Source organism: Knoellia aerolata DSM 18566 (genome assembly GCF_000768695.1).
Classification (GTDB): Bacteria; Actinomycetota; Actinomycetes; order Actinomycetales; family Dermatophilaceae; genus Knoellia; species Knoellia aerolata.
This window is the reverse complement of sequence record NZ_AVPL01000002.1, coordinates 52,201-76,056: the sequence shown is the minus strand read 5'-3', so window position 1 is coordinate 76,056 and position 23,856 is coordinate 52,201. Positions and strand designations below refer to the sequence as shown.

The window sequence follows — 23,856 nt, the reverse complement described above, 5'->3', positions numbered from 1 at the left end:
CGGTCATCCTGCCACGCGCCATCAGGACCGTCGTCCGGAGGCAAGGACGTCCTGCAGGGCCGCGGCCAGGCGGAGCCGGTCGTGCAGGGTCGGGGACGCCGACATCGCGACCGGGTGGACGTGCAGGGTCGCCCCCAGGGCGCGGCAGGCATCGGCGAGGGACTCGTGGTCGTCGACGACGCAGGGGTCGGCCAGCACGGCGTCGAGCCGGACCCGCGGCGCGTAGCGCGCGAAGGACTCGAGGTGGTGGATGGCGCTGAACCCGGCGGTCTCCGTCGTCACCATCTCGAGGTTGAGCACGAGGAGGCGCCGGGCGCGGGTGACGGTGAGCGCCTCGGCGAGGTCGGGGACGAGCAGGTGCGGCATGACCGAGGTGAACCACGACCCCGGGCCGAGGACGACCCAGTCGGCCGCACGGATCGCCGCGACCGACTCCGAGTACGCCGGCGGGCTCTCCGGCAGCAGCCGCAGCGCGTCCACCCGACCCTTGGTGCGGGCGACCTGCGCCTGGCCGCGCACCACACTGCGCTCCTCGGGCCGCTCCGGGTCCGCACCGAGGACGTCCGCCTCGATGTCGAGCGGCACCGCGGCCATCGGCAGGACCCGGCCACGCGCGTTGAGCAGCCGCCCGACGAGCTCGAGTCCCGCGACCGGGTCCTCGTGCAGCTCCCAGAGCGCGACGATGAGCAGGTTGCCCAGGGCGTGCCCGCCGAGCGGCCCGGTGCCCTGGAAGCGGTGCTGGAGGACGTCACGCCACGTGTGCCCCCACTCGGTCTCCTCGCAGAGCGCGGCCAGCGCCATCCGCAGGTCACCGGGCGGCAGCACCCCGAACTCGCCGCGCAGCCGCCCCGAGGACCCGCCGTTGTCGGCCACCGTGACGATCGCGGTGATCTCGTCGGTCACGAACCGGAGCGCCGCGAGCGACGCGGACAGCCCGTGCCCGCCCCCCAGCGCGGCGACGACCGGCCCGCTCACTCGCGTCCCAGGTCGCGGTGGACGAGGAATGTGTCGATCCGGTCGGACTGGAGCCGCTCGGCCAGGGCCTCCGCGACGGCGACGGAGCGGTGCTTGCCCCCGGTGCAGCCGATCGCGAGGGTCGCGTAGCGGCGCCCCTCGGAGTGGTACCCCCGCGTGACCGGCTCCATGACGCCGGCGACCCGGTCGAGGAACTCGCCGGCGCCGTCATGCCCGAGGACGAACGCGGACACCGCGGCGTCACGGCCGTCGAGCGAGCGCAGCTCCGGCACCCAGAACGGGTTGGGCAGGAAGCGCATGTCGAAGACGAAGTCCGCGTCGAGCGGCACGCCGTACTTGAACCCGAACGACAGCAGCGCCAACCGCAGCGACGGCCCGCCCTTGACCCCGAACATCGGCGCGATCTTGCGTCCGAGCTGGTGCACGTTGAGCCCGGAGGTGTCCACGACGATCTGGGCCCGCGAGCGCAGGTCACGCAGGATCTCGCGCTCGCTCTGGATCCCGTCGAGCAGCCTCCCCGAGCCCTGGAGCGGGTGCGGCCGGCGCACCGACTCGAACCGACGCACGAGGGCCTCGTCGGTGGCGTCGAGGAAGACGAGCTGCGGCGTCCACCCCGCGTCCCGGAGCGTCTGGACCGCCGGCTCGAACTCGGTGAAGAAGGTCTTGCTGCGCACGTCGACGACGGCGGCGATCTTGATCTCCTGCCCCTCGCCACGGGCCTTCGTGCCCAGCTCGGCCATGGCCGGCAGCAGCTGGGGCGGCAGGTTGTCGACGACGTACCAGCCCTGGTCCTCCATGACGTTGGCCGTCGTGGTGCGCCCGGCACCGCTCATGCCGGTGACGATGACGAAGTCCGCCCCCTGGCTGTGAACCTGCGCGACGGCGTTGGCGCCCTCAGTCATCGTTGTCCTTCTGTGTGTCGTCGACGATCTCACCGGTCATCAGGTTCACCGTGGGCTCCACGGGTGCCCCAGTCAACTCGCGTTCGATGGTCTGCGCCAGCGTGGCGCCGATCCCGGGGACCTCCCCCAGCTCCTCGAGGCTCGCGGCGCGGATCCGCTTCACGGAGCCGAAGTGACGCAGCAGCGCCTTGCGCTTGACGTCCCCCAGGCCCGGTATGCCGTCCAGGGCGGAGTTCGTCATCGCCTTGCTCCGCCGCTGGCGGTGGAACGTGATGGCGAACCGGTGTGCCTCGTCGCGCAGCCGCTGCAGCAGGTAGAGGCCCTCGCTGGTCCGGGGCAGGACGACCGGGAAGTCCTGCCCGGGCACCCACACCTCCTCGAGGCGCTTGGCCAGCCCGACCACGGCGACGTCGACGATGCCGAGGTCCTCGATCGCGCGCGCCGCCGCGTTGACCTGGGGCAGCCCGCCGTCGACGACGACCAGCTGCGGCGGGTAGGCGAACCGGGTCGGGCGACCGGTCTCGTCGTCCCGGACCTGTGGCTCGTCGCGGTCCTTGAGGTAGCGGCGGAAGCGACGGGTGAGCACCTCGTGCATCGCGGCGGTGTCGTCGATGGGTGCAGCCGCGCCGTCCTCATCCTGCTGTCCGCGCACGATGAACCGCCGGTACTCGCCCTTGCGCGGGAGCCCGTCCTCGAAGACCACCATGGACCCGACGACCTGGGTGCCCTGGACGTGGCTGATGTCGAAGCACTCGATCCGCAGCGGCGACTCGTCGAGCTCGAGGAGCTCGTGGAGCTGCTGGAGGGCCTGCGACCGGTTGGTGAGGTCGCCGGCTCGGGCGACCTTGTGCCGGGCCAGGCTCTGGGTGGCGTTGCGCTCGACCGTCTCCATGAGCGTGCGCTTGTCCCCGCGGCGCGGCACACGCAGGTCGACCCGGCTCCCCCGACGCCTCGACAGCCACTCCCCGAGCGACTCGGCGTCGTCCGGGAGCACCGGCACGAGGACCTCGCGCGGCACCGCCTCGCCCTCCTCGCCGCCGTAGAGCTGCTGCAGGAGGTGGCCGACGACCTCGGGCACGGTCTCGAACTCCTTCTCGGCGACCCAGCCGCGCTGCCCGCGGATACGCCCGCCGCGCACGTGGAACACCTGGACGGCGACCTCCAGCTCGTCGTCGGCGAGGGCGAAGACGTCGGCATCGGTGCCGTCACCGAAGACGACGGCCGACTTCTCCAGCACCCGCTGGAGGGCGCCGATGTCGTCGCGGAGCCGGGCGGCCCGCTCGAAGTCGAGCTCGTCGGAGGCGGCCCGCATCTGGCGCTCGAGCCGCTTGACGAACTTCGAGCTCTCGCCGGCCATGAAGTCGCAGAAGTCCTCGGCGATCGCGCGGTGCGTGGCGGCGTCGACCCGGTCGACGCACGGGGCCGAGCACTTGTCGATGTAGCCGAGGAGGCAGGGCCGGCCGACCTGGGTCGCGCGCTTGAAGACGCCGGCCGAGCAGGTGCGGATGGGAAAGACCCGCAGGGCCTGGTCGAGGGTCTCGCGGATCGCCCACGCGTGCGCGTACGGGCCGAAGTAGCGGGTCCCCTTGCGCTTGGCACCCCGGAGGACCTGGGCGCGGGGGAACTCCTCCCCCATGGTCACGGCGAGGTAGGGGTAGGACTTGTCGTCGCGGTACTTGACGTTGAACCGCGGGTCGTACTCCTTGATCCAGGAGTACTCGAGCTGGAGGGCCTCGACCTCGGTGGCGACGGTGGTCCACTCGACGCTGGCGCCGGCGAGCACCATCGACGCGGTCCGGGGATGCAGCGCACCGACGTCCTGGAAGTAGGACGACAGGCGCGAGCGGAGCGACTTCGCTTTGCCCACGTAGATGACGCGGCCGTCCTTGTCGCGGAACCGGTAGACCCCGGGATCGGTCGGGATCTCCCCCGGACGGGGGCGGTAGGTCGACGGATGAGCCACGCCCACAACCCTATGCGGGGGCGGCGACAGGCTCAGCGGGTGCTCAGGTGACGCTGATGCCGTCGGCGCCCACGGTGACCGACTTCGTCGGCAGGCCCCGCGTCGCCGGGCCCCGCTTCACGGCCCCGGTCGCGAGGTCGAACTGGCTGCCGTGGCAGGCGCAGTTGATGGCGCCACCCTCGACGCTGCTCACGGTGCAGCCCTGGTGCGTGCACACGGCGGAGAAGGCCTTGAACTCGCCCTCGGTCGGCTGGGTGATGACGACCTTGGCCGCGTCGATGATCGTGCCGCCGCCGACGGGGATGTCCGCCTTCTTGGCGAGGTCCCGGACGGCGCCGGCCGCACCCGACGCGGCGCTGGAGGCCGACGAGGCGGCCGTCTCGACGGCCTTCCCCGCGTCGGTCCCGCAGGCGGTGAGACCGGCGCCGACCACGGCGACCGCGCCGACCGCGCGAAGGGCGTCGCGGCGACCGCAGCAGGACGGGGCGGTGACGGGGTCGGGGCGGGTCGTGGCCGGGTGGTCCGGGGAGTCGCTCATCGTGCTCACCTTCGTCGTGCGGGCGTGGGGCCGGGTCGTGCGTCGTCCAGCGCTGCCAGTATGCCGTCGTCAACCTGTGAACGGCCCGGCAACGACCTTGGTAACGACTCGGCACACAAATGCGCAACACGGGCGCCGGGTGACCCCGCCGTGGCTATATTTCGGGTGCTCGCACACCCGTCGCGAGCTCCTCGGCTTCACGCCGCGGGAGAAGAAGTTTCAGGAGGAAACGTGGCTCAGCGTTCCGTCATGACCGTCGGCGCTTCGCTGTTGGTGGCCTCACTCGCACTTGCCGGGTGTGGCACCCGCGGTGAGAACGAGGACACCGGCAGTACAACCGGCGGCGACGCCAAGGTCGCCAAGATCGGCGTCATCGCGCCCCTGTCGGGTGACCTCTCCGCACTCGGAAAGGGCATCCAGCACTCCGTCGAGCTGGCCGTCAAGCAGGCCAACGAGTCCAAGGCGATCGAGGGCTGGACCCTCGAGGTCGAGGCCGTCGACGACGAGGGCAAGGCCGACGTGGGGAAGAACGGCGCGACGAAGCTCGCGTCCGACGACGAGGTCGTCGGTGTCGTCGGCAACCTCAACTCGAGCGTCAGCCAGCAGACCCAGCCCGTCTTCGCTGCCGCCAACATCACCCAGATCTCCCCGGCCAACACCGGACCCTCGCTGACCCGCGGCGCCGACGGCAACGCACGTCCCTACAAGACGTTCTTCCGCACCTGCACGACGGACATCGCGCAGGGTGGCTTCGCCGCCAAGTTCCTCATCGAGCAGGGCATCAAGACCGTCGCGACGATCCACGACAAGAAGACCTACGGCCAGGGTCTGGTCCAGTACTTCACGGAGGCCTACAAGGCCGCCGGTGGCACCGTCGTGGCCGCCGAGACGATCAACCCGGACGAGTCCAACTACGCGCCGGTCGTCTCCAAGGTCGCCCCGTCCAAGCCGGGCGCCGTCTACTACGGCGGTGAGTACCCGCAGGCCGGACCCCTGTCCAAGCAGATGAAGGCCGGTGGCCTCAACGTCCCGCTCATGGGTGGCGACGGCATCTTCGACCCCAAGTACATCGAGCTCGCGGGTTCCACCTCCAACGGTGACCTCGCCACCTCCGTCGGTGAGCCGACCGAGAACAGCGACGCCGGCAAGAAGTTCCTCGCCGACTACGAGGCAGCCAAGTACGCCGAGCCGGCAGCGGCCTACGGCGGCTACTCGTACGACGCGGCGAACGCCATCATCGAGGCGCTCAAGGTCTCCCTCAAGGACGCCGACGACGCCAAGAGCGCCCGCCAGGCCACGGTCGACGCGGTCGGCAAGGTCTCGTTCGACGGCGTCACCGGCAAGGTGTCCTTCGACGAGTTCGGCGACACGCTGGTCAAGGTCATCACCGGCTACAAGGTCGAGGGCGGCAAGTGGGTCAGCGTGAAGTCCGAGAACGTCAGCTGACCGAGCCAGACACGCAGTAGTTCATTCGAGCAGGGGCGGGGACCAACCCGCCCCTGCTTGAATGTGCCAGCGACCACAGACAGAGAGGTGCCGGTTCTGCGATGACCGATTTCCTGCAACAGATCGTGAACGGCTTGACCATCGGGTCGCTGTACGCGCTGATCGCCGTCGGCTACACCGTCGTCTACGGCATCGTCCAGCTCATCAACTTCGCCCACGGCGAGGTGTTCATGATCGGGGCCTTCGGGGCACTGGCCACCTGGACGGTGCTCTTCAAGGGCCAGACCGGCCTCTGGGTGCTGCCCGTCATGGTGCTCGGTGCCGTGCTCGTCTCCGTCCTCACCGCGGTCGTCATGGAGCGCATCGCCTACCGGCCGCTGCGTGGCGCCCCCCGCCTGGCCCCCCTCATCACCGCCATCGGCATCTCCGTCTTCCTGCAGGAGGCCGTGCGCCTCTTCTACCCGGGCGCCAAGAGCAAGCTCGTCTTCCCCGAGATCGACGTCGTCACCGGGACGGCGCTCTCCATCGGGGGCCTCTCGATCCAGCGCGCGGCGGTCTTCACCGTCGGCGCGCTCGTCCTGTCGGCCGCCCTGCTGTGGTACTTCGTCAACCGCACCAGGCTGGGCCAGGGGATGCAGGCCGTCTCGCAGGACCCGGACACGGCCCAGCTCATGGGGATCAACGTCAACCGCATCATCGTCATCGCCTTCGCCGTGGGTGCCGCCCTCGCCGCCCTCGCCGGTGTCGCGCAGGGCCTGCTCAACTCCAACATCGACTTCCGGATGGGCTTCCTCGCCGGCCTCAAGGCCTTCACGGCCGCCGTGCTCGGTGGGATCGGCAACATCCAGGGCGCCGTCGTCGGAGGTCTCACCCTGGGTATCGCCGAGTCGATGGCCACCCAGTTCATTCCCGGCCAGTTCGGCGGGTCGGCATGGAAGGACGTGTGGGCGTTCGTGCTCCTCATTCTCGTGCTCGTCTTCAGGCCCCAGGGCCTCCTCGGCGCCCGGGTGGTGGACCGCGCATGAGCACCTCGACGACCGACCTCACGCACGGCCACGACGACGACGCCGTCAAGGTCCCCCTCCTCGAGCGCATCCCCGGCCGCGGCAGTGCCGCCGCCTGGCCGCTGGGTCTCGCCGGGGTCCTCATCCTCGTCGGAGGGACCTTCCTGTCCTGGAGCTACACCTCGGACGTCCTCGGCGACCTCTCGGTCGACTTCTACCCCAACGGCGTGCAGATCTGCATGATCGCGCTCGGGGTCGCGGCCCTGCTGTTCCTCCTCGCGCACCGGGGACCGCTGCACCGCTTCGGCGAATGGCTCGACACGGCGGCGGCAGTCCGGGTCCTCGGGCTCGGTGCGGTGGCCTACATGGTCATCACCCTCGGCATCATCGCCTACCAGTCGGGCGGGCTCGTCAACATCAACCCCGGTGGCTGGATCTCGCTGCTCGGGGCGCTCCTCCTCGCCGCCTCCGGCCTCATGCTCGTCTCCCGCCAGCACCGTGACCCGCTCTTCGCGAAGACGTCGTCGTGGCTCGAGATCAGCACCATCGTCGTGCTCATGGCCCTGGTCCTCTTCGGCGCGGCCTACGCCCTCGACATCGGCGACGGCGGCAGCTTCCTGCTGTTCCTCCTGTTCGTGTCGGCCGTCGCGCTCGCCCTCACGAGGGCCGGGGCTTTCACGTGGGTCGGGCTCATCGCCCAGAAGAACCGCCCGGTGCTCATGCTCGGCGCGTTCGCGGTCGCGTTCCTCTTCCCGTTCACGCAGGGCGGGTCGGACGAGAACATGTCGATCGCGACGCAGGTCCTGATCTTCGCGGCGACCGCCCTCGGTCTCAACATCGTCGTCGGCCTCGCCGGCCTCCTCGACCTCGGCTACATCGCCTTCCTCGGCGCCGGAGCCTACGTCGGTGCGGTGCTGTCGGCCTCGGCCTTCGCGACCATCGACTGGAAACCGCCGTTCATCGTCGTCGTCCTCGTCGGAGCACTGTTCTCCGCCATGCTGGGCCTCATCATCGGGTCACCGACGCTGCGGGTCTCGGGTGACTACCTCGCCATCGTCACCTTGGCGTTCGGTGAGATCTTCCGCTTCACCATGGGCAACCTCGACGGATCCAACGGCCCCGACATCACCAACGGACCCAACGGCATCCCGGCCATCCCGGACCTGGCGATCGGGTCGTTCGACTTCGGTCAGCCGCACACGATCGCGGGGATCACCCTCGGCAGGTTCGCGAACTACTACTTCCTCCTGCTCCTCATCGCGGCGATCATCATCCTCGTCTTCACGCGGCTCAACAACAGCCGCATCGGCCGTGGCTGGGTCGCGATCCGCGAGGACGAGAAGGCGGCCGAGGCCATGGGCGTCAACGTCTTCGGCCTCAAGCTGTTCGCCTTCGCGGGCGGCGCGTTCCTCGCCGGCATGGCGGGCACGGTCAAGGCGCACCACGACGTCTCGGTCACCCCCGACCAGTACATCTTCCTCGAGTCCGCGTTCCTGCTCGCCGCGATCGTCCTCGGCGGCATGGGCACCGTCGCCGGTGTCATCGTCGGCGCGACGATCCTCAAGCTCCTGCCGGAGAAGCTCCGCTTCATCGCCGACTACCGGCTGCTCATCTTCGGGCTCGTGCTCGTCCTCATGATGCGTTTCCGCCCGGAGGGCCTCATCGCGAGCCACCGGCGCAAGCTCGAGTTCCACGAGGACGACGAGGAGCTCGCCCAACGGATCGAAGCGGTCCATCTCGAGGAAACGGAGGTCAAGGCATGACCCTCACCGACACGCCCCCCGCCCGCGTGCCCACGGCGGTCGGCAAGCCGATCCTCGAGGCCCGTGGCGTGACGATGCGCTTCGGCGGCCTCACCGCCGTCAAGGACGTCGACATGACCGTCAACGAGGGTGAGATCGTCGGACTCATCGGCCCCAACGGTGCCGGCAAGACGACGTTCTTCAACTGCCTCACCGGTCTCTACAAGCCGACCGAGGGGCAGGTCACGCTGAGCGGTGACGTCCTGCCGCCCAAGCCGCGCGCCGTCGTCGTCGCGGGCATGGCCCGCACCTTCCAGAACATCCGGCTGTTCGCGAACATGACCGCCCTCGAGAACGTCATGGTGGGCCGTTACTGCCGCACCAGCTCGATGGCGCTCACCTCGATCCTGCGGGGACCGAAGTTCCGGCGCGAGGAGGAGGCGACCCGGGCACGCGCCCAGGAGCTGCTCGACTTCGTCGGGCTCGGCGGCTCGACGGAGAGCCTCGCGCGCAACATGCCCTACGGCGACCAGCGCCGGCTCGAGATCGCCCGGGCACTGGCCACCGACCCCAAGCTCATCCTCCTGGACGAGCCGACGGCCGGCATGAACCCGCAGGAGACCAAGCAGGCGAGCGACCTGATCTTCCGGATCCGCGACAGCGGGCTGGCGGTCGTCGTCATCGAGCACGACATGCGGTTCATCTTCAACCTCTGCGACCGAGTCCTCTGCCTCGTCCGCGGCGAGGTCCTCGTCGAGGGCACTCCGGGTGAGGTCCAGTCCGACCCGCGCGTCATCGAGGCCTACATCGGTGGCGGAGACGACGACGACGAGGACGAGGGTCCCGCCACGACGAAGGAGACGCTGTGAGCCCCATGCTCGAGGTCAAGGACCTCGTGGTCGCGTACGGCAAGATCAAGGCCGTCAAGGGCATCAGCTTCTCGGTCGACGAGGGCGAGGTCGTCACGCTCATCGGCACCAACGGTGCCGGCAAGACGACGACCCTGCGCACGATCTCCGGTCTCCTCCGTCCGCTCAGCGGGTCCATCCGCTTCCAGGGCAAGCGGATCGACGACACACCGGCCCACGAGATCGTCACCCTCGGGCTGGCCCACTCCCCCGAGGGCCGACGGATCTTCCCTCGCCTCTCCGTCGAGCAGAACCTCCTGCTCGGGGCGTTCGCCCGACGCGACGGCGACGTGCGCAAGGACCTGCAGGCGGCCTACGAGCTGTTTCCTATCCTCGGTGAACGCAAGGCGCAGGCGGCCGGCACGTTCTCCGGAGGCGAGCAGCAGATGCTCGCCATGGGTCGGGCCATGATGAGCCGCCCCAAGCTGCTCATGCTCGACGAGCCGTCGATGGGCCTGTCGCCGCTGATGATGAAGACGGTCATGTCCACGGTGACGACGCTCCAGGAGCAGGGCACGACGATCCTGCTCGTCGAGCAGAACGCTCAGGCGGCGCTCAAGAGGGCCACGAAGGGCTACGTCCTCGAGGTCGGCAAGATCGTCCTGTCGGGCAGCGGCCCCGAGCTCCTCGCGAGCGACGACGTCCGCAAGGCCTACCTCGGCGAGGATTAGAGCGGGTCCCACGCGCAGCGTGGGCCTGAGAGCGGGTCCCACGCGCAGCGTGGGCGCGAGACAGCACACGTGACGAGGGCCCCGCACCGAGGTGGTGCGGGGCCCTCGTCATGCGCCGGTGGCTGGGTCGGACGGCAGAGTATGCCGTCCGGTCGGCTCAGGCGCTCTTGCGCGACGTCCGCTTCGGGGCCGTCGACGCCGTCGTCGTGGACGGGGCCGCGGTCCGGGCGGCAGCGGTCCGCTTGGTCGGCGTGGCCTTCGTGGACGCGCCCTTCGCCGCCGTGGTCTTCCCGGCGGCGGTCTTAGTGGCGGCCTTCTTGGCAACGGACTTGGTCACCGGCGCCTCGGCCGACGCCGTGGCACCGCCTCGGCCCACACCCGTGGCCCGGGTCGTCGTGCGAGCCGTCTTCGCCAGGACGGGCGCGAGGAAGCGCCCGGTGTGGCTGTCGGGGTGGGCGGCGACCTCCTCGGGGGTGCCGGTCGCGACGACGCTCCCGCCCTTGTTGCCACCCTCGGGGCCGAGGTCGAGGACGTAGTCGGCGCTCTTGATGACGTCGAGGTTGTGCTCGATGACGATGACCGTGTTGCCCTTGTCGACGAGGCCCTGGAGGACGCCGAGGAGCTTGCGGATGTCCTCGAAGTGCAGGCCGGTCGTCGGCTCGTCGAGGACGTAGATGGTGCGTCCCGTCGACCGCTTCTGCAGCTCGGAGGCGAGCTTGACGCGCTGCGCCTCGCCGCCGGAGAGCGTCGGCGCCGGCTGGCCGAGCCGCACGTAGCCGAGGCCGACCTCGTTGAGCGTCGTCATGTGCCGGGCGATGCCGGGCACCGCCGCGAAGAAGTCCGCGGCCTCCTCGATCGGCATGTCGAGCACGTCGGCGATGGTCTTGCCCTTGAAGTGCACCTCGAGGGTCTCACGGTTGTAGCGGGCGCCGTGGCAGACCTCGCACGGGACATAGACGTCCGGCAGGAAGTTCATCTCGATCTTGATGGTGCCGTCACCGGAGCACGCGTCGCACCGGCCGCCCTTGACGTTGAACGAGAACCGACCCGGCTGGTAGCCACGGATCTTGGCCTCGGTCGTCGTCGCGAACAGCTTCCGGATCGCGTCGAAGACCCCGGTGTAGGTGGCCGGGTTGGAGCGGGGGGTGCGCCCGATCGGGCTCTGGTCGACGTGGACCACCTTGTCGAGGTGTTCCAGCCCCTGCACCGACTTGTGGCGCCCGGGGACGTGCCTGGCACCGTTGAGCTTGTTGGCGAGGACGTTGTAGAGGATGTCGTTGACGAGGGTCGACTTGCCCGACCCGGAGACCCCGGTGACGGCGACGAGGTTGCCGAGCGGGAAGCTCGCGCTCACCTCGTGGAGGTTGTGCTCGCGCGCCCCGATGACGGTGACCTGACGGTCGGGGTCCTGGGGGCGGCGCGTCGCCGGGACGGGGATCTCCGCCCGACCCGAGAGGTACTTGCCCGTGATCGACGTCGGGTGGGTGAGCAGGTCGGCGACGGTGCCGGAGTGCACCACGACTCCCCCGTGCTCGCCGGCTCCGGGGCCGATGTCGACGACCCAGTCGGCGGTGGCGATCGTGTCCTCGTCGTGCTCGACGACGATGAGGGTGTTGCCGAGGTCGCGCAGCCGGGTCAGGGTCTCGATGAGCCGGTGGTTGTCGCGCTGGTGCAGCCCGATGCTGGGCTCGTCGAGCACGTAGAGGACGCCGACGAGGCCGGAGCCGATCTGGGTGGCCAGCCGGATGCGCTGGGCCTCGCCACCGGAGAGCGTGCCCGCAGGCCGGTCGAGGCCGAGGTAGTCGAGGCCGACGTCGAGGAGGAAGCCGAGCCGCGCGTTGATCTCCTTGATGACCCGCTCGGCGATCTGCCGCTCACGGACGGTGAAGTCGACCTCCTCGAGGAAGCTGGCCGAGTCGGAGATGGGCAGGGCGCAGACGTCGGCGATGCTGCGGCCGCCGATGGTGACGGCGAGCGACTCGGGCTTGAGCCGGCTGCCGCGGCACGACGGGCACGGCACCTCACGCATGTAGCCCTCGTAGCGCTCCCGGCTCCAGTCGGAGTCGGTCTCGGCGTGGCGACGCTTGACGAACGGGATGGCCCCCTCGAAACCGGTCGTGTAGGAGCGCTCACGGCCGAACCGGTTGCGGTACTTGACGTGGACCTTGTGGTTGCGACCGGTGAGCAGCGACTCCTTCGCCCGCTCGGGCAGGGAGCGCCACGGCGCGTCGATGCTGAACTTCATCTCCTCGGCGAGGGCGCCGAGCACCCGCTGGAAGTACTCGGACGCGCCGCTGCCGGAGGCCCAGGGGGCGATGGCGCCCTCGGCCAGGCTGAGGTCGTCGTTGGGCACGATGAGCTCGGGGTCGACCTCGAGCTCGGTGCCGATGCCCGTGCAGACCGGGCACGCCCCGAAGGGGCTGTTGAACGAGAACGAGCGCGGCTCGACCTCGTCCATCGTCAGCGGGTGGTCGTTGGGGCAGGCCATCCGCTCGGAGAAGCGGCGCTCCTTGGGGAGGTCGGACCCGTCCGGGCCCTTGCCCTCACCGGGGTCGACGAACTCGATGACGACGACGCCTCCGGCGAGGCCTAGGGCGGTCTCGACGGAGTCGGTGAGCCGCCGCTTCGAGGAGGCGTCGCCTCCCTTGGAGACGAGCCGGTCGACGACGACGTCGATGGTGTGCTTGACCTGCTTCTCGAGGGTGGGTGGCTCGCTGAGGGAGACGACCTCGCCGTCGACCCGGGCGCGGGCGAAGCCCTTGGACTGCAGCTCGGCGAAGAGGTCGACGAACTCGCCCTTGCGGGCCCGCACGACGGGGGCGAGCACCTGGAAGCGGGTGCGCTCGGGCAGCTCGAGCAGCCGGTCGACGATCTGCTGGGGGCTCTGCCGGGTGATCGGCTCGCCGCAGGTCGGGCAGTGCGGGCGCCCGGCCCGGGCGAACAGCAGCCGGAGGTAGTCGTAGACCTCGGTGATCGTGCCGACGGTCGAGCGGGGGTTGCGGTTGGTCGACTTCTGGTCGATCGACACCGCCGGGGACAGACCCTCGATGAAGTCGACGTCTGGCTTGTCCATCTGTCCGAGGAACTGCCGCGCGTAGGCGGACAGCGACTCCACGTAGCGGCGCTGGCCCTCGGCGAAGATCGTGTCGAACGCCAGTGACGACTTGCCCGATCCCGACAGCCCGGTGAAGACGATGAGGGAGTCCCGGGGCAGGTCGACCGAGACATCCTTGAGGTTGTGCTCGCGCGCGCCCCGCACGACGAGGCGGTCGTGGGTGGCGCTCCCCGAGCGACGGGTGGGCGATGCAGAGGCAGCAGAAGTCACGACCACCATGCTAGGTGCCGCCACCGACAGCCCCCGACGACGACCTCGGGCCGCCTCTACAGTGACGACATGCGACCGCGCCCGCCGGCCCTCGCCCTCGTCGTGGGCTCGGTCCTGCTCGCCGGCGCCTGCACCACCGGGTCGACGCCCCCACGCTGGGAGACGCTCACCCTCCCCGACGGCCTGACGCCCGTCACCCTGGCGAGCAGCGGGGACGCGGTCCTCGTGGGGGCGTTCGCGCCCGAGCGCCCCCGTCCCCGCCTGCTCCGTGCGCGCGACGGGTCCCTCACCGAGGTCCCGCTGACGCCCCGGTCCCCCTATGCCTTCGAGGCGCGCTGGTTGCAGGTCGCCACCCGGTCCGGCGGTGTCGAGGCCGTCGGCGGGGCCCGGGGTGGTGCGCACGGCAACTACCGCTGGTCGACGTGGTCCGGCGACACCGCCTCGGTCGTCGAGCTCGAGCAGCCGTTCGGGGTGTTCGGCAGCTACGGCGCCGGTGACCTCGCAGGCGTGGCGTATGCCGGTGAGTCGCCCGTGATCCTCGGGGCCTGGCAGAGCGAGCGGACCGGTCTGGACATCGCCGTGTGGACGCGCCGTGGGGAGCGCTGGTCCCGGCAGCCCTCCACGGGGACGCCCCTGGCCAGCAGCCCCGAGTCCCTCGCGGCGGCGAGGTCGATCACCTCGCACGGGGACGGGGTGCTCCTCTCGGGGTCGGTCACGCGGCTCGCTCCCGGCTCGGTCCGGGTCGACGCCGCCGTGTGGACCGCACCCGGCGGTCAGGGTCCTTGGACCCGCGTCGACCTCCCGCGACCGGCGGGTGACGGGATCACGGAGGCCCACGCCGCGACGTGCACGCCGCCCCGGTGCCTCGTCGTGGGCCGGCAGGGACGTCGCCTGGCCGCCTGGGAGGTGGTCGGCGGGCGCGCGAGGCGAGCGGACGGCATACCCGACGTCACGGTCCCCGAGAACGCGGCCGTCCCGGCGCCGGTCCGGGTCGGTGAGGACGACCTCGTCGTCGTCCCGTCCGGGTCGGGGAGCACCGTGCTCCGGCGACACGAGGGCGACTGGTCGACCTCTGCCGGCCCGGCGGGCACACCGGTCTCGGCGGTCGTCGACGGGGACGACCTCTGGGTGGTCACGACGGATGCGCGCGGGACCGGCACGCTGTCGGTCGCGCGCGTAGCCTGAGGCTCGTGACCGACCTCCTTGCCGCCATCGACGAGCACACCGCCCGCCTCGTCTCCGATGCCCGGGCCTGCGACGACCTCTCCGCTCCCAGCCTGTGCGAGGGATGGAGCCGCGACCACGTGCTCAACCATCTCGCCCGCAACGCCGAGGCCCTCGTCCGGCTGGTCGGGGCGGCCGTCGACGGCACGGGCGAGACGATGTACGACTCCCCCGAGGCACGCGACGAGGACATCGACGCCGGCGTCGGCCGGGACCGCGACGTCGTCGCCGCCGACGTCGAGGAGACCGCTGCCGCCCTCGCGCCGCACCTGCGACGCCTCACACCGGCGCACCGCGACGTCGTGCTCGAGCGCACCCCCGGGGGGCCGACGTTCCGTGGCGGCATGCTCCCGTTCATGCGGCTGCGCGAGGTGGTCTACCACCACGTCGACCTCGACCTCGGCTTCGGCTTCGACGACGTCGAGGCCGACCTCCAGGTCATGTTCATCGAGAACGAGCTCAAGCGGCAGCGCGGCGCCGGGGCGGCGCCCTCGCTGCGGATCCGCACCGACGAGGGCGACGTCTGGTCGCTCGCTGACGGGGACGTCGCCGTCACCGGGTCGCGCGCCGGTGTGCTCACCTGGCTGGCGCGGCAGGACCCGGCCGGCGTGCACGCCGACGCCCTTCCGTCCCTGACGAGAGGACTGTGATGACCGACTACACCGGAGACGTCGAGCCGGGAGGCCCGACGCACGTGCGCACCCTCGAGCACCTCGTCATCCGCAAGGTCGCCGTGTCGGAGATGTCGAACAACGCCTACCTCCTCACCTGCCGCGAGTCCGGCGAGCAGCTGCTCGTCGACGCCGCCGACGACGCGGCGCGGCTCACGTCGCTGGTCCGCGAGGGCACCGGCAGCCTCGAGCACCTCGTCACCACCCACCAGCACCGGGACCACGTGCGGGCGCTCGCCGAGATGGTCGACGCGTTCCACCCGCGGACCTACGCCGGAGCCGACGACGCCGACGCCCTGCCGGTGCGCCCCGACGTCCGGCTCGCGCAGGGCGACCTCGTCACGGTCGGCCGGTGCCGGCTCGACGTCATCCACCTGCGTGGTCACACGCCCGGGTCGGTCGCGCTCGCCTACGACGACCCTGCCGGGCACACGCACCTCTTCACCGGCGACTCGCTCTTCCCCGGCGGTGTCGGCAACACCACGAACCCGGGCCAGAGCTTCGCGAGCCTCATCGCCGACGTCAGCGACCGCGTCTTCGACGTCTACGACGACGCCACCTGGGTCTACCCGGGGCACGGCGGCGACACCGTGCTCGGCGCCGAACGGCCGCATCTCACGGAGTGGCGCGACCGGGGCTGGTGACCCGCCCGACCTAGCCTGACGAGGTGTCCCGCCTCAGCACCGTCCCCGCTCCGGTCCTCGTCCTCGCGGGCATCGTCTCGGTGCAGTTCGGCGGGGCGCTCGCGGCCACCCTCATCCCGGAGATCGGGGCCGGTGGCTCGGTCGTCATGCGCCTGCTCTTCGCGACCGTCATCCTCGTCGCCGTCGTGCGGCCGCGGTGGCGCGGCCACTCGCGGGCCGCCTGGCGGACCGTCATCGCGTTCGGGCTGGCCCTCGGGCTGATGAACTTCACGTTCTACGGCTCCCTCGCGCACCTGCCCATCGGCGTGGCCGTGACGATCGAGTTCCTCGGGCCGCTGCTCCTCGCGGCGGCACTGTCACGACGGGCGGTCGACCTCGTCGCCGTCCTCGCCGCGGCCGTCGGGGTCGTCCTCATCTCCGAGGCCCTGTCCGTGCCGTTCGCCGAGCTGGACTGGACCGGGCTGGGACTCGCGGCGACCGCCGGGACGTGCTGGGCGGCATACATCATCCTCAGCGGGCGCACCGGAGCCGAGTTCGACAAGCTCGAGGGCCTCGCGATCGCCATGGTCGTCGCCACCGTCGTCACCCTCCCGTTCGGCCTCGCCTCGGTCCCCGAGTGGGACGGCGGCCTCGTCGCCAAGGGGCTCGGCATCGCCGTCCTGTCCTCGGTCCTGCCCTACTCGCTCGAGCTCGTCGCGCTGCGCCGGATGACCGCGCGCGTGTTCGGCATCCTGCTCAGCCTCGAGCCGGCCGTGGCCGCGGTCGCCGGCCTGCTCATCCTCAGCCAGCGGCTGCACGGCTGGCAGCTCCTCGGCATGGGACTCGTCGTCCTCGCCTCCGCGATCGTCCTCGGGCTGGGAGCGCGCAAGGACCCCGCCGAGTCGACGGGGTCCTAGACGCCACCCGGTGCCCCGGGTGCGGAGGTCAGGCGTTGATCTCGGCCTTCTCGTCGCGCTTGGTCTTCCAGAGGCTCGCCACGGTCGTCACCCCGAGGATGACGACGATGGCGCCGAGGGACACGGAGATGGGGATGTCCCACACCTCGAGGTGCTCGCCGCCGTTGATGAACGGGAGCTCGTTCTCGTGGAGGGCGTGCAGGATGAGCTTGACACCGATGAAGGCGAGCAGCACCGAGAGTCCCAGGCTGAGGTAGACCAGCTTCTGGAGCAGCCCGCCGAGCAGGAAGTACAGCTGGCGCAGACCCATGAGCGCGAAGAGGTTCGCCGTGAGCACGAGGTACGGCTCCTTGGTGAGGCCGTAGATCGCGGGGATCGAGTCGAGCGCGAACAGCAGGTCGGTCGTGCCGAGTGCGAGGACGACGATGAACAGCGGCGTGACGACCCGCTTCGCGTTCTCCTTGACGATGAGCTTGCCGCTCCACTCCTTGGTGGAGGGCAGGGTCCTCTCGACCCACTTCATGAAGCGGTTCTCCTCGTACTCCTCGTCGTCGCTCTCACCCTCGGTCGCGAGCTTCACGGCGGTGTAGATGAGGAAGGCGCCGAAGATGTAGAACACCCACGAGAAGTTGTTGATCGCCGCTGCGCCGAGCCAGATGAAGATGCCGCGCAGGACGATCGCGATGATGATGCCCCACATGAGAGCGGTCTGCTGGAACTTCTCGGGCACGGCGAACTTCGCCATGATGAGCAGGAAGATGAAGAGGTTGTCGACCGAGAGTGAGTACTCGGTCAGCCAGCCGGCGTAGAACTCACCGGCGAGCTGGCTCCCGTGGCTGAGCCACACCCAGAGACCGAAGACGACCGCCGCACCGACGTAGAACGACAGCGTGAGGCTGAGCTCCTTGGTCGAGGGCCGGTGCGGGTTGCGAGCGATCATCACGACATCGAAGATCAGCACCGCGGCGGCGACGCCGATGGTGAGGAACCACTGCCAGGTGGCGATGTTCATCGAGGGCGTGGCCGTCGACAGGGCGGAGAGTGAATGCACGCGGAGAACCTTACGGGGTCGGGGACGTGTCGGCCCGGAGGTCTCTCCCGCCCTGGGGGCCGGACCGGATCCCCGGGCCACTGGTGGCCGTGATGACGAGGAGTCCGCGCTGGGGATACTCCCCTCCGCTCGGGCAATTCTCGCATGCGCGGAGCGCATCGCGAGAATTGTCCCGAGCGGAGGGGGCCCGCCCTCCGCTGCTGGGGTCTCGCATGCGCGGAGCGCATCGCGAGAATTGTCCCGAGCGGAGGGGGCCCGCCCTCCGCTCAAAAGGGTTCGCGAACCTGCGGGTGGCTCCCGAACCTGATCGAACCGGAGCACGAGTGACGGCCCGGTTCGCGAACCGTCCTGGGCGGCATAGGGTGCGACGGTGCCCACCCGCAGGTCCCTGCTGGCCGCCGTCGCGGCCCTCCCGCTCACGGCGTGCAGCACCGCGACGACGGGCACCGACCCTGCCGCAGAGCCCCTCGAGAGGACCCGACCCATGCGTCTCACCTACGGCGAGGACCCGAGCCAGTTCGGCGAGCTGACCCGTCCGGCGGGGAGGAGCAAGGGGGTCGTCGTCGTCATCCACGGCGGCTTCTGGAAGGCGGAGTACGACCTCGAGCTCGGCCGGCCGCTCGCCGTGTCGCTCGCCGAGCAGGGGTGGACCGCCTGGAACATCGAGTACCGCCGGGTCGGCAACGGTGGCGGTGCGCCGGCCACGTTCGACGACGTCCACGCGGCGGTCGAGCTCCTCGCCACGGTCGACGGCCTCGACACCTCCACGCTCCTCACCCTCGGGCACTCCGCTGGCGGCCACCTGGCGGTCTGGGCCGCGGGTCGGCAGCGCCACCCGCAGTGGGGCGGCGCCCGCGTCGCCGTCACCGGGGCGATCTCGCAGGCGGGAGTCCTCGACCTCGTGGGCGCCGAGAGCGACGACCTCGGCGACCACGCGGCCGCACGGTTCCTCGGGCACGCGCCGACCACGGCCGATGTCGCCTACGACCCGCGCCAGCAGGTGCCGCTCGGCGTGCCCGTGCGGTGCATCCACGGGCGGGCCGACGACGTCGTGCCGCTCAGGCAGTCAGCCGACTACGTCACCGCGGCCGCGGCGGCGGGGGGCGACGCGCGGCTCGTGGAGGTGGACGGCGACCACTTCGTCGTCATCGACACCGAGTCGGCCGCGTGGGCGCGTCAGCTCGGGCTGCTCGACGAGCTCGGCGGGCGCTGACTGCGCGGGAGCCTGGCCACGACGAGGTCGTAGGAGGTGTCGACCGCCTCGCGGATCGCCTCGTCCGGGATGGCGCCCCCGACGGCGAGGGTGTTCCAGCCGTGCCGCCCGATGTAGGCCATGACGCCGGCGTCCTCCGGGAACTCGGCGACCCACTCGTCGGCCTCCGCCCGGTTGCCGAGCTTGACGCCCACCCCGGTCTGCCCGAGGAAGGCGAAGATCTTGTCGCCGACCTTGGCGACGTCGTCGCCCTCCCACGGCTGGTCCGCCCAGGCACCGGGCTTGGCCAGCGCGTAGGCGGCGACCTCCTCGGGCGTCATCGCGTCACTTCGTCCCTTCACTCATCTGGCGGAGCTCCTTCTTCAGGTCTCCGATCTCGTCGCGCAGGCGCGCCGCCAGCTCGAAGTGGAGGTCGGACGCCGCCTGGTGCATCTGGGTGGTGAGCTCCTGGATGAGGTTCGCGAGGTCGCCCGCCGCCATGTTGTCGAGACGTCCCGCGCCCACGACCGAGGCGTCGGCCGCGAGGGCGCCACGCCCGCCCCGGCCACCGTCGGACTTGCCCCGCGACCGGGCCCGGCCCGAGCCGAGGAGGGCCTCGGTGTCGGCGTCCTCGCGCTCGAGCATGTCGGTGATGTCGGCGATCTTCTTGCGCAGCGGCTGCGGGTCGAGCCCGCGCTCGGTGTTGTAGGCGATCTGCTTCTCGCGCCGACGCGAGGTCTCCTCGACGGCCTCGGCCATGGACGGGGTGATCTTGTCGGCGTACATGTGGACCTGGCCGGAGACGTTGCGGGCGGCACGTCCGATCGTCTGGATCAGCGAGCGGGCCGACCGGAGGAAGCCCTCCTTGTCGGCGTCGAGGATCGAGACGAGGGAGACCTCGGGCAGGTCGAGCCCCTCGCGCAGGAGGTTGATCCCGATGAGGACGTCGTACTCGCCCAGGCGCAGCTCACGCAGGAGCTCGACGCGACGCAGGGTGTCGATGTCGGAGTGGAGATAACGGACCCGCACACCCTTGTCGAGGAGGTAGTCGGTGAGGTCCTCGGCCATCTTCTTGGTGAGGGTGGTGACGAGGACGCGCTCGTTGCGGGAGGCACGGAGGTTGATCTCGTGGAGGAGGTCGTCGATCTGTCCCTTGGTCGGCTTGAGGACGATCTCGGGGTCGACGAGGCCGGTCGGGCGGATGATCTGCTCGACGACGCTGTCGGCCCTGGCGATCTCGTAGTTGCCCGGCGTCGCCGACAGGTAGACCGTCTGGCCGATGCGCTCGAGGAACTCCTCCCACTTGAGCGGGCGGTTGTCCATCGCCGACGGGAGGCGGAAGCCGTGGTCGACGAGGGTGCGCTTGCGTGACGCGTCGCCCTCGTACATGGCGCCGATCTGGGGCACCGTCACGTGCGACTCGTCGAGGACGAGGAGGAAGTCCTCGGGGAAGTAGTCGAGGAGGCAGTTGGGCGCCGTGCCGGCGGTGCGCCCGTCGAGGTGCATCGAGTAGTTCTCGATGCCGGAGCAGGACCCCACCTGGCGCATCATCTCGATGTCGTAGGTGGTGCGCATCCGCAGGCGCTGGGCCTCGAGCATCTTGCCCTGGCTCTCGAAGGTCCGCAGCTGCTCCTCGAGCTCGTGCTCGATGCCGGCGATCGCCCGGTCCATCCGCTCCGGTCCGGCGACGTAGTGCGAGGCCGGGAAGACGTACATCTCGGTCTCCTCGCGCACGATCTCGCCCGTGAGCGGGTGCAGCGTGTAGATCTTGTCGACCTCGTCTCCGAAGAACTCGATCCGCACCGCGAGCTCCTCGTACTGCGGGATGATCTCGACCGTGTCGCCACGGACCCGGAACGTGCCGCGGGTGAAGGCCAGGTCGTTGCGGGTGTACTGCATCTGGACGAAGCGGCGCAGCAGGTCGTCGCGGTCGAGCTCGTCACCGACCCGCAGCTGGACCATCTTGTCGACGTACTCCTGCGGGGTGCCGAGGCCGTAGATGCAGGACACCGACGCGACGACGATGACGTCGCGCCGGGTGAGCAGCGAGTTGGTCGCCGAGTGCCGCAGCCGCTCGACCTCGTCGTTGATCGAGGAGTCCTTCTCGATGTAGGTGTCCGTCTGCGGGACGTAGGCCTCGGGCTGGAAGTAGTCGTAGTAGCTGACGAAGTACTCGACCGCGTTGTTGGGCAGCAGCTCCCGGAACTCGTTGGCGAGCTGCGCGGCCAGCGTCTTGTTGGGGGCCATGACCAGGGTCGGGCGCTGCACCTGCTCGACGAGCCAGGCGGTCGTCGCGGACTTGCCGGTGCCCGTGGCACCGAGCAGGACGACGTTCTGCTCGCCGGCGTTGATCCGCTCGGTGAGCCTGGCGATCGCCGCCGGCTGGTCACCGGCGGGCTCGAAGTCGGACACGACCCGGAACGGTGCGACGGTGCGCTTGAGGTCGGTGGTGGGACGCATACGACCACGGTATGCCGTCCCACCGACAGTGCGAGGATGGTGCCGTGACCACGACGCTGCCGGCACCCCGCACCCCCGACCCCCGCTCGGCCCCGACGCTCCGGTGGGGGATCCTCGGCCCCGGGTACATCGCCCGCGAGTGGTCCACCGCGGTCCGGGCCGAGACCGACCAGGTGATCCAGGCGGTCGCCTCCCGCGACCTCGGCCGGGCGCGGTCGTTCGCGGACGACTTCGGTGCGCACACGGCATACGGGTCGTACGACGAGCTCGTCGCCGACCCCGATGTCGACATCGTCTACGTCGCGACGCCGCACTCGGAGCACCACGCCCAGGCGCTGCTGGCCCTCGGCGCCGGCAAGCCCGTCCTCGTCGAGAAGGCGTTCACCCGCAACGCCGCCGAGGCCCGCGAGGTCCTCGACACGGCCGCGAGCAAGGGTCTGCTCGCCATGGAGGCGATGTGGACGCGCTTCCTCCCCGGCATCGACGTCGTGCGGCAGTGCCTCGAGCAGGGCCTGCTGGGCGAGGTCGAGAACGTCTTCGCCGACCACGGGCAGCCCCTGTACCCCGGCGGGCCGCAACGGCTCTCCGACCCGGCGCTCGCGGGCGGTGCGCTCCTCGACCTCGGGATCTACCCGACCTCCTTCGCGTCCTTCGCCCTGGGTGGCATCGACACGGTCACCGCCACCGGCCGCCTGACCGACGAGGGCGTCGACGCCGAGGACACCCTGCTCGTCACCGGCGCCCGGGGCGGTCGCGGGCTCCTCCACGCCACCATGACGTCGCGCACCCCGACGACGGCGAGCATCAACGGGACCGAGGGGCGCCTCGAGCTCGGGGACCCCGACGACCGCAACAACCGCTGGTACGGCCCGTCCCGGGTCCGCTTCGTCTCGCGCGACGCCGAGACCGACGTGTCGTGGGAGCCGCCGAGCCGCGCCCACGGGCTGCACTTCGAGGCGTGCGAGGCGGCCCGCTGCGTCGACGCCGGCCTGACCGAGAGCCCGCTCCTGCCCGCTGCCGAGACCCTGCGGATCATGGAGGTCCTCGACGAGGTCCGGGCCCAGGTCGGGGTCCGCTACCCCGGGGAGTGACCCGTCACGCGGTCGTGGACGGAGTCGAACCACGGCTCCTTGGCGCCGGCGTAGTCCGAGGCCGAGAGCCCCCGGCCGGCCAGCTCCAGCTTGAGCGCGGCGTACTCGGCGCGTGCGGTGTCGTCCACCCGCAGCCAGTCACGGAAGGCCAGCGCCCACCGGTGGCCGGGGCCGTCCACCTCCCGCACGTGGACGTGCGCGACCCGGCCGGGGTCAGCGCTGCCGTGGAACCGCTTGGGCCACGCGCCGCCGTCCCTGGCGTCGTCCTGCGCCGTGTCCCCCACACGGGGGAAGCCGGCCCGCCACAGCGCGTCCACGAACTGCGGGTCGTCGGCGTCGGCGAGCGCACGGACCCCGACCTGAAGGTCGATGACGTCCTTCGCGACGAGACCCGGAACCGCGGTGGAGCCGATGTGGTCCACCGTGACGGCCCGCTCCCCCAGGGCGCGCCGGATCCGCGCCACCAGCCGCGCCGCCTCCACGGGCCACTCGACCCTGGGCGGGCTCAGGGTGAGGTGGTCCGGGCGGACGGCCCGCGTGCGGTGGATGAGGTTCTCGTTGAAGGGATCCAGCCGCTCGCCCCAGAGCCGGCGCACCTCGACTTCGAGGTGGTCACGGCTCCCCTCGTTGTCGAGCCAGACGTCGGCGGCAGCCGTGCGGGCGTCGTCGTCGGTCTGGGCGCGGATCCGGGCCCGCGCGTCGGTGGGGTCCATGCCGCGGTCCCTGACGAGACGCTCGAGCCGCGACTCCTGCGACGCGCCCACGACGACGACGAGGTGGTAGCGGTCGCCCATCGACTTCTCGACGATGAGCGGCATGTCGTGGACGAGCACCGCACCGTCGGGGGCAGCAGCCATGAGCTCGTCGCTCCGGCGCCAGATCGCCGGGTGGGTGATCGCCTCGAGGTCGGCCAGCGCCCCCGCGTCCCCGAAGACGACGCGCCCGAGGGCCGGCCGGTCCAGGGATCCGTCGGATCCGAACACGGCGTCCCCGAAGCGGTCACGGACGGCGACGAGGGCCGGCATACCGGGTTCGACGACCTCACGGGCGACGGCGTCGGCGTCGACGACGACCGCACCGAGGTCTGCCAGGCAGCGCGCGACCGTGGACTTGCCCGACCCGATTCCCCCGGTGAGACCCACGCGCAGCATGG

General features: G+C 70.8%; 20 protein-coding genes. 11 read left to right on the top strand and 9 right to left on the bottom strand.

From position 1 onward, the window contains the following. Positions 1-21 precede the first annotated feature (21 nt). From N801_RS01540 to N801_RS01525, 4 genes are read right to left on the bottom strand one after another with little or no spacing between them, the layout of a single operon-like run. Entirely contained in the window at positions 22-975 is a 954-nt protein-coding gene (locus N801_RS01540) for a gluconeogenesis factor YvcK family protein (protein ID WP_035932183.1), read from the bottom strand. After that, a complete protein-coding gene (gene rapZ, locus N801_RS01535; RefSeq protein ID WP_035932182.1) occupies positions 972-1,877 on the bottom strand; it encodes an RNase adapter RapZ in 906 nt (301 codons plus the stop codon). Before rapZ ends, N801_RS01540 begins: the two co-directional genes overlap by 4 nt. Continuing rightward, on the bottom strand, positions 1,870-3,840 hold the full coding sequence (uvrC, locus tag N801_RS01530) for an excinuclease ABC subunit UvrC (protein ID WP_035932179.1): 1,971 nt from the start codon (positions 3,838-3,840) through the stop codon (positions 1,870-1,872). Before uvrC ends, rapZ begins: the two co-directional genes overlap by 8 nt. A gap of 43 nt (positions 3,841-3,883) precedes the next feature. Then, entirely contained in the window at positions 3,884-4,378 is a 495-nt protein-coding gene (locus N801_RS01525; protein WP_035932177.1) for a Rieske (2Fe-2S) protein, read from the bottom strand. A gap of 249 nt (positions 4,379-4,627) precedes the next feature. Between N801_RS01525 and N801_RS01520 the strand changes: the two genes are divergently transcribed. From N801_RS01520 to N801_RS01500, 5 genes are all read left to right on the top strand, one after another. Then, positions 4,628-5,824, top strand: a complete 1,197-nt coding sequence (locus N801_RS01520) for a branched-chain amino acid ABC transporter substrate-binding protein (RefSeq protein ID WP_211254649.1) — start codon at positions 4,628-4,630, stop codon at positions 5,822-5,824. 101 nt (positions 5,825-5,925) lie between these two features. Continuing rightward, complete coding sequence (locus N801_RS01515) at positions 5,926-6,849, top strand: branched-chain amino acid ABC transporter permease (RefSeq protein WP_035932173.1); 924 nt, start codon at positions 5,926-5,928, stop codon at positions 6,847-6,849. Beyond that, complete coding sequence (locus N801_RS01510; protein ID WP_035932171.1) at positions 6,846-8,591, top strand: branched-chain amino acid ABC transporter permease; 1,746 nt, start codon at positions 6,846-6,848, stop codon at positions 8,589-8,591. Before N801_RS01515 ends, N801_RS01510 begins: the two co-directional genes overlap by 4 nt. Next, the gene (locus N801_RS01505; protein ID WP_052112494.1) at positions 8,588-9,439 is read left to right on the top strand and encodes an ABC transporter ATP-binding protein; all 852 of its coding nucleotides are present in this window, start codon (positions 8,588-8,590) and stop codon (positions 9,437-9,439) included. The genes N801_RS01510 and N801_RS01505 overlap by 4 nt, the downstream gene beginning before the upstream one ends. A gap of 5 nt (positions 9,440-9,444) precedes the next feature. Continuing rightward, positions 9,445-10,149 (top strand): ABC transporter ATP-binding protein, encoded by a 705-nt coding sequence (locus N801_RS01500; protein ID WP_245618169.1) that lies wholly within the window; start codon positions 9,445-9,447, stop codon positions 10,147-10,149. A 157-nt stretch (positions 10,150-10,306) separates the two neighbouring features. On the opposite strand, the gene uvrA is transcribed toward N801_RS01500, so the two are convergent. Further along, positions 10,307-13,483, bottom strand: coding sequence for an excinuclease ABC subunit UvrA (uvrA, locus tag N801_RS01495; RefSeq protein ID WP_035932166.1), 3,177 nt, complete (start codon positions 13,481-13,483; stop codon positions 10,307-10,309). A 60-nt stretch (positions 13,484-13,543) separates the two neighbouring features. Between uvrA and N801_RS20915 the strand changes: the two genes are divergently transcribed. From N801_RS20915 to N801_RS01475, 4 genes are read left to right on the top strand one after another with little or no spacing between them, the layout of a single operon-like run. After that, entirely contained in the window at positions 13,544-14,659 is a 1,116-nt protein-coding gene (locus N801_RS20915) for a hypothetical protein (RefSeq protein ID WP_035932163.1), read from the top strand. Positions 14,660-14,664: 5 nt separating this feature from the next. Continuing rightward, positions 14,665-15,348 (top strand): maleylpyruvate isomerase family mycothiol-dependent enzyme, encoded by a 684-nt coding sequence (locus N801_RS01485; RefSeq protein WP_035932161.1) that lies wholly within the window; start codon positions 14,665-14,667, stop codon positions 15,346-15,348. After that, complete coding sequence (locus N801_RS01480) at positions 15,348-16,013, top strand: MBL fold metallo-hydrolase (protein ID WP_035932159.1); 666 nt, start codon at positions 15,348-15,350, stop codon at positions 16,011-16,013. The genes N801_RS01485 and N801_RS01480 overlap by 1 nt, the downstream gene beginning before the upstream one ends. A 23-nt stretch (positions 16,014-16,036) precedes the next feature. Further along, positions 16,037-16,909, top strand: a complete 873-nt coding sequence (locus N801_RS01475; protein ID WP_035932157.1) for an EamA family transporter — start codon at positions 16,037-16,039, stop codon at positions 16,907-16,909. 28 nt (positions 16,910-16,937) lie between these two features. On the opposite strand, the gene N801_RS01470 is transcribed toward N801_RS01475, so the two are convergent. After that, positions 16,938-17,921, bottom strand: coding sequence for a TerC family protein (locus tag N801_RS01470; protein WP_035932340.1), 984 nt, complete (start codon positions 17,919-17,921; stop codon positions 16,938-16,940). Positions 17,922-18,330: 409 nt separating this feature from the next. Between N801_RS01470 and N801_RS01465 the strand changes: the two genes are divergently transcribed. Then, positions 18,331-19,173 (top strand): alpha/beta hydrolase family protein, encoded by an 843-nt coding sequence (locus tag N801_RS01465; protein ID WP_035932155.1) that lies wholly within the window; start codon positions 18,331-18,333, stop codon positions 19,171-19,173. On the opposite strand, the gene N801_RS01460 is transcribed toward N801_RS01465, so the two are convergent. Beyond that, the gene (locus N801_RS01460) at positions 19,137-19,493 is read right to left on the bottom strand and encodes an MmcQ/YjbR family DNA-binding protein (protein ID WP_035932153.1); all 357 of its coding nucleotides are present in this window, start codon (positions 19,491-19,493) and stop codon (positions 19,137-19,139) included. The genes N801_RS01465 and N801_RS01460 overlap by 37 nt on opposite strands. A 4-nt stretch (positions 19,494-19,497) precedes the next feature. After that, positions 19,498-21,612, bottom strand: a complete 2,115-nt coding sequence (gene uvrB / locus N801_RS01455; protein WP_035932151.1) for an excinuclease ABC subunit UvrB — start codon at positions 21,610-21,612, stop codon at positions 19,498-19,500. 44 nt (positions 21,613-21,656) lie between these two features. Between uvrB and N801_RS01450 the strand changes: the two genes are divergently transcribed. Beyond that, entirely contained in the window at positions 21,657-22,703 is a 1,047-nt protein-coding gene (locus N801_RS01450) for a Gfo/Idh/MocA family protein (RefSeq protein ID WP_035932149.1), read from the top strand. Here N801_RS01450 and coaE read toward each other — a convergent pair. Then, complete coding sequence (gene coaE / locus N801_RS01445) at positions 22,688-23,854, bottom strand: dephospho-CoA kinase (protein WP_035932147.1); 1,167 nt, start codon at positions 23,852-23,854, stop codon at positions 22,688-22,690. The genes N801_RS01450 and coaE overlap by 16 nt on opposite strands. Positions 23,855-23,856 lie beyond the last annotated feature (2 nt).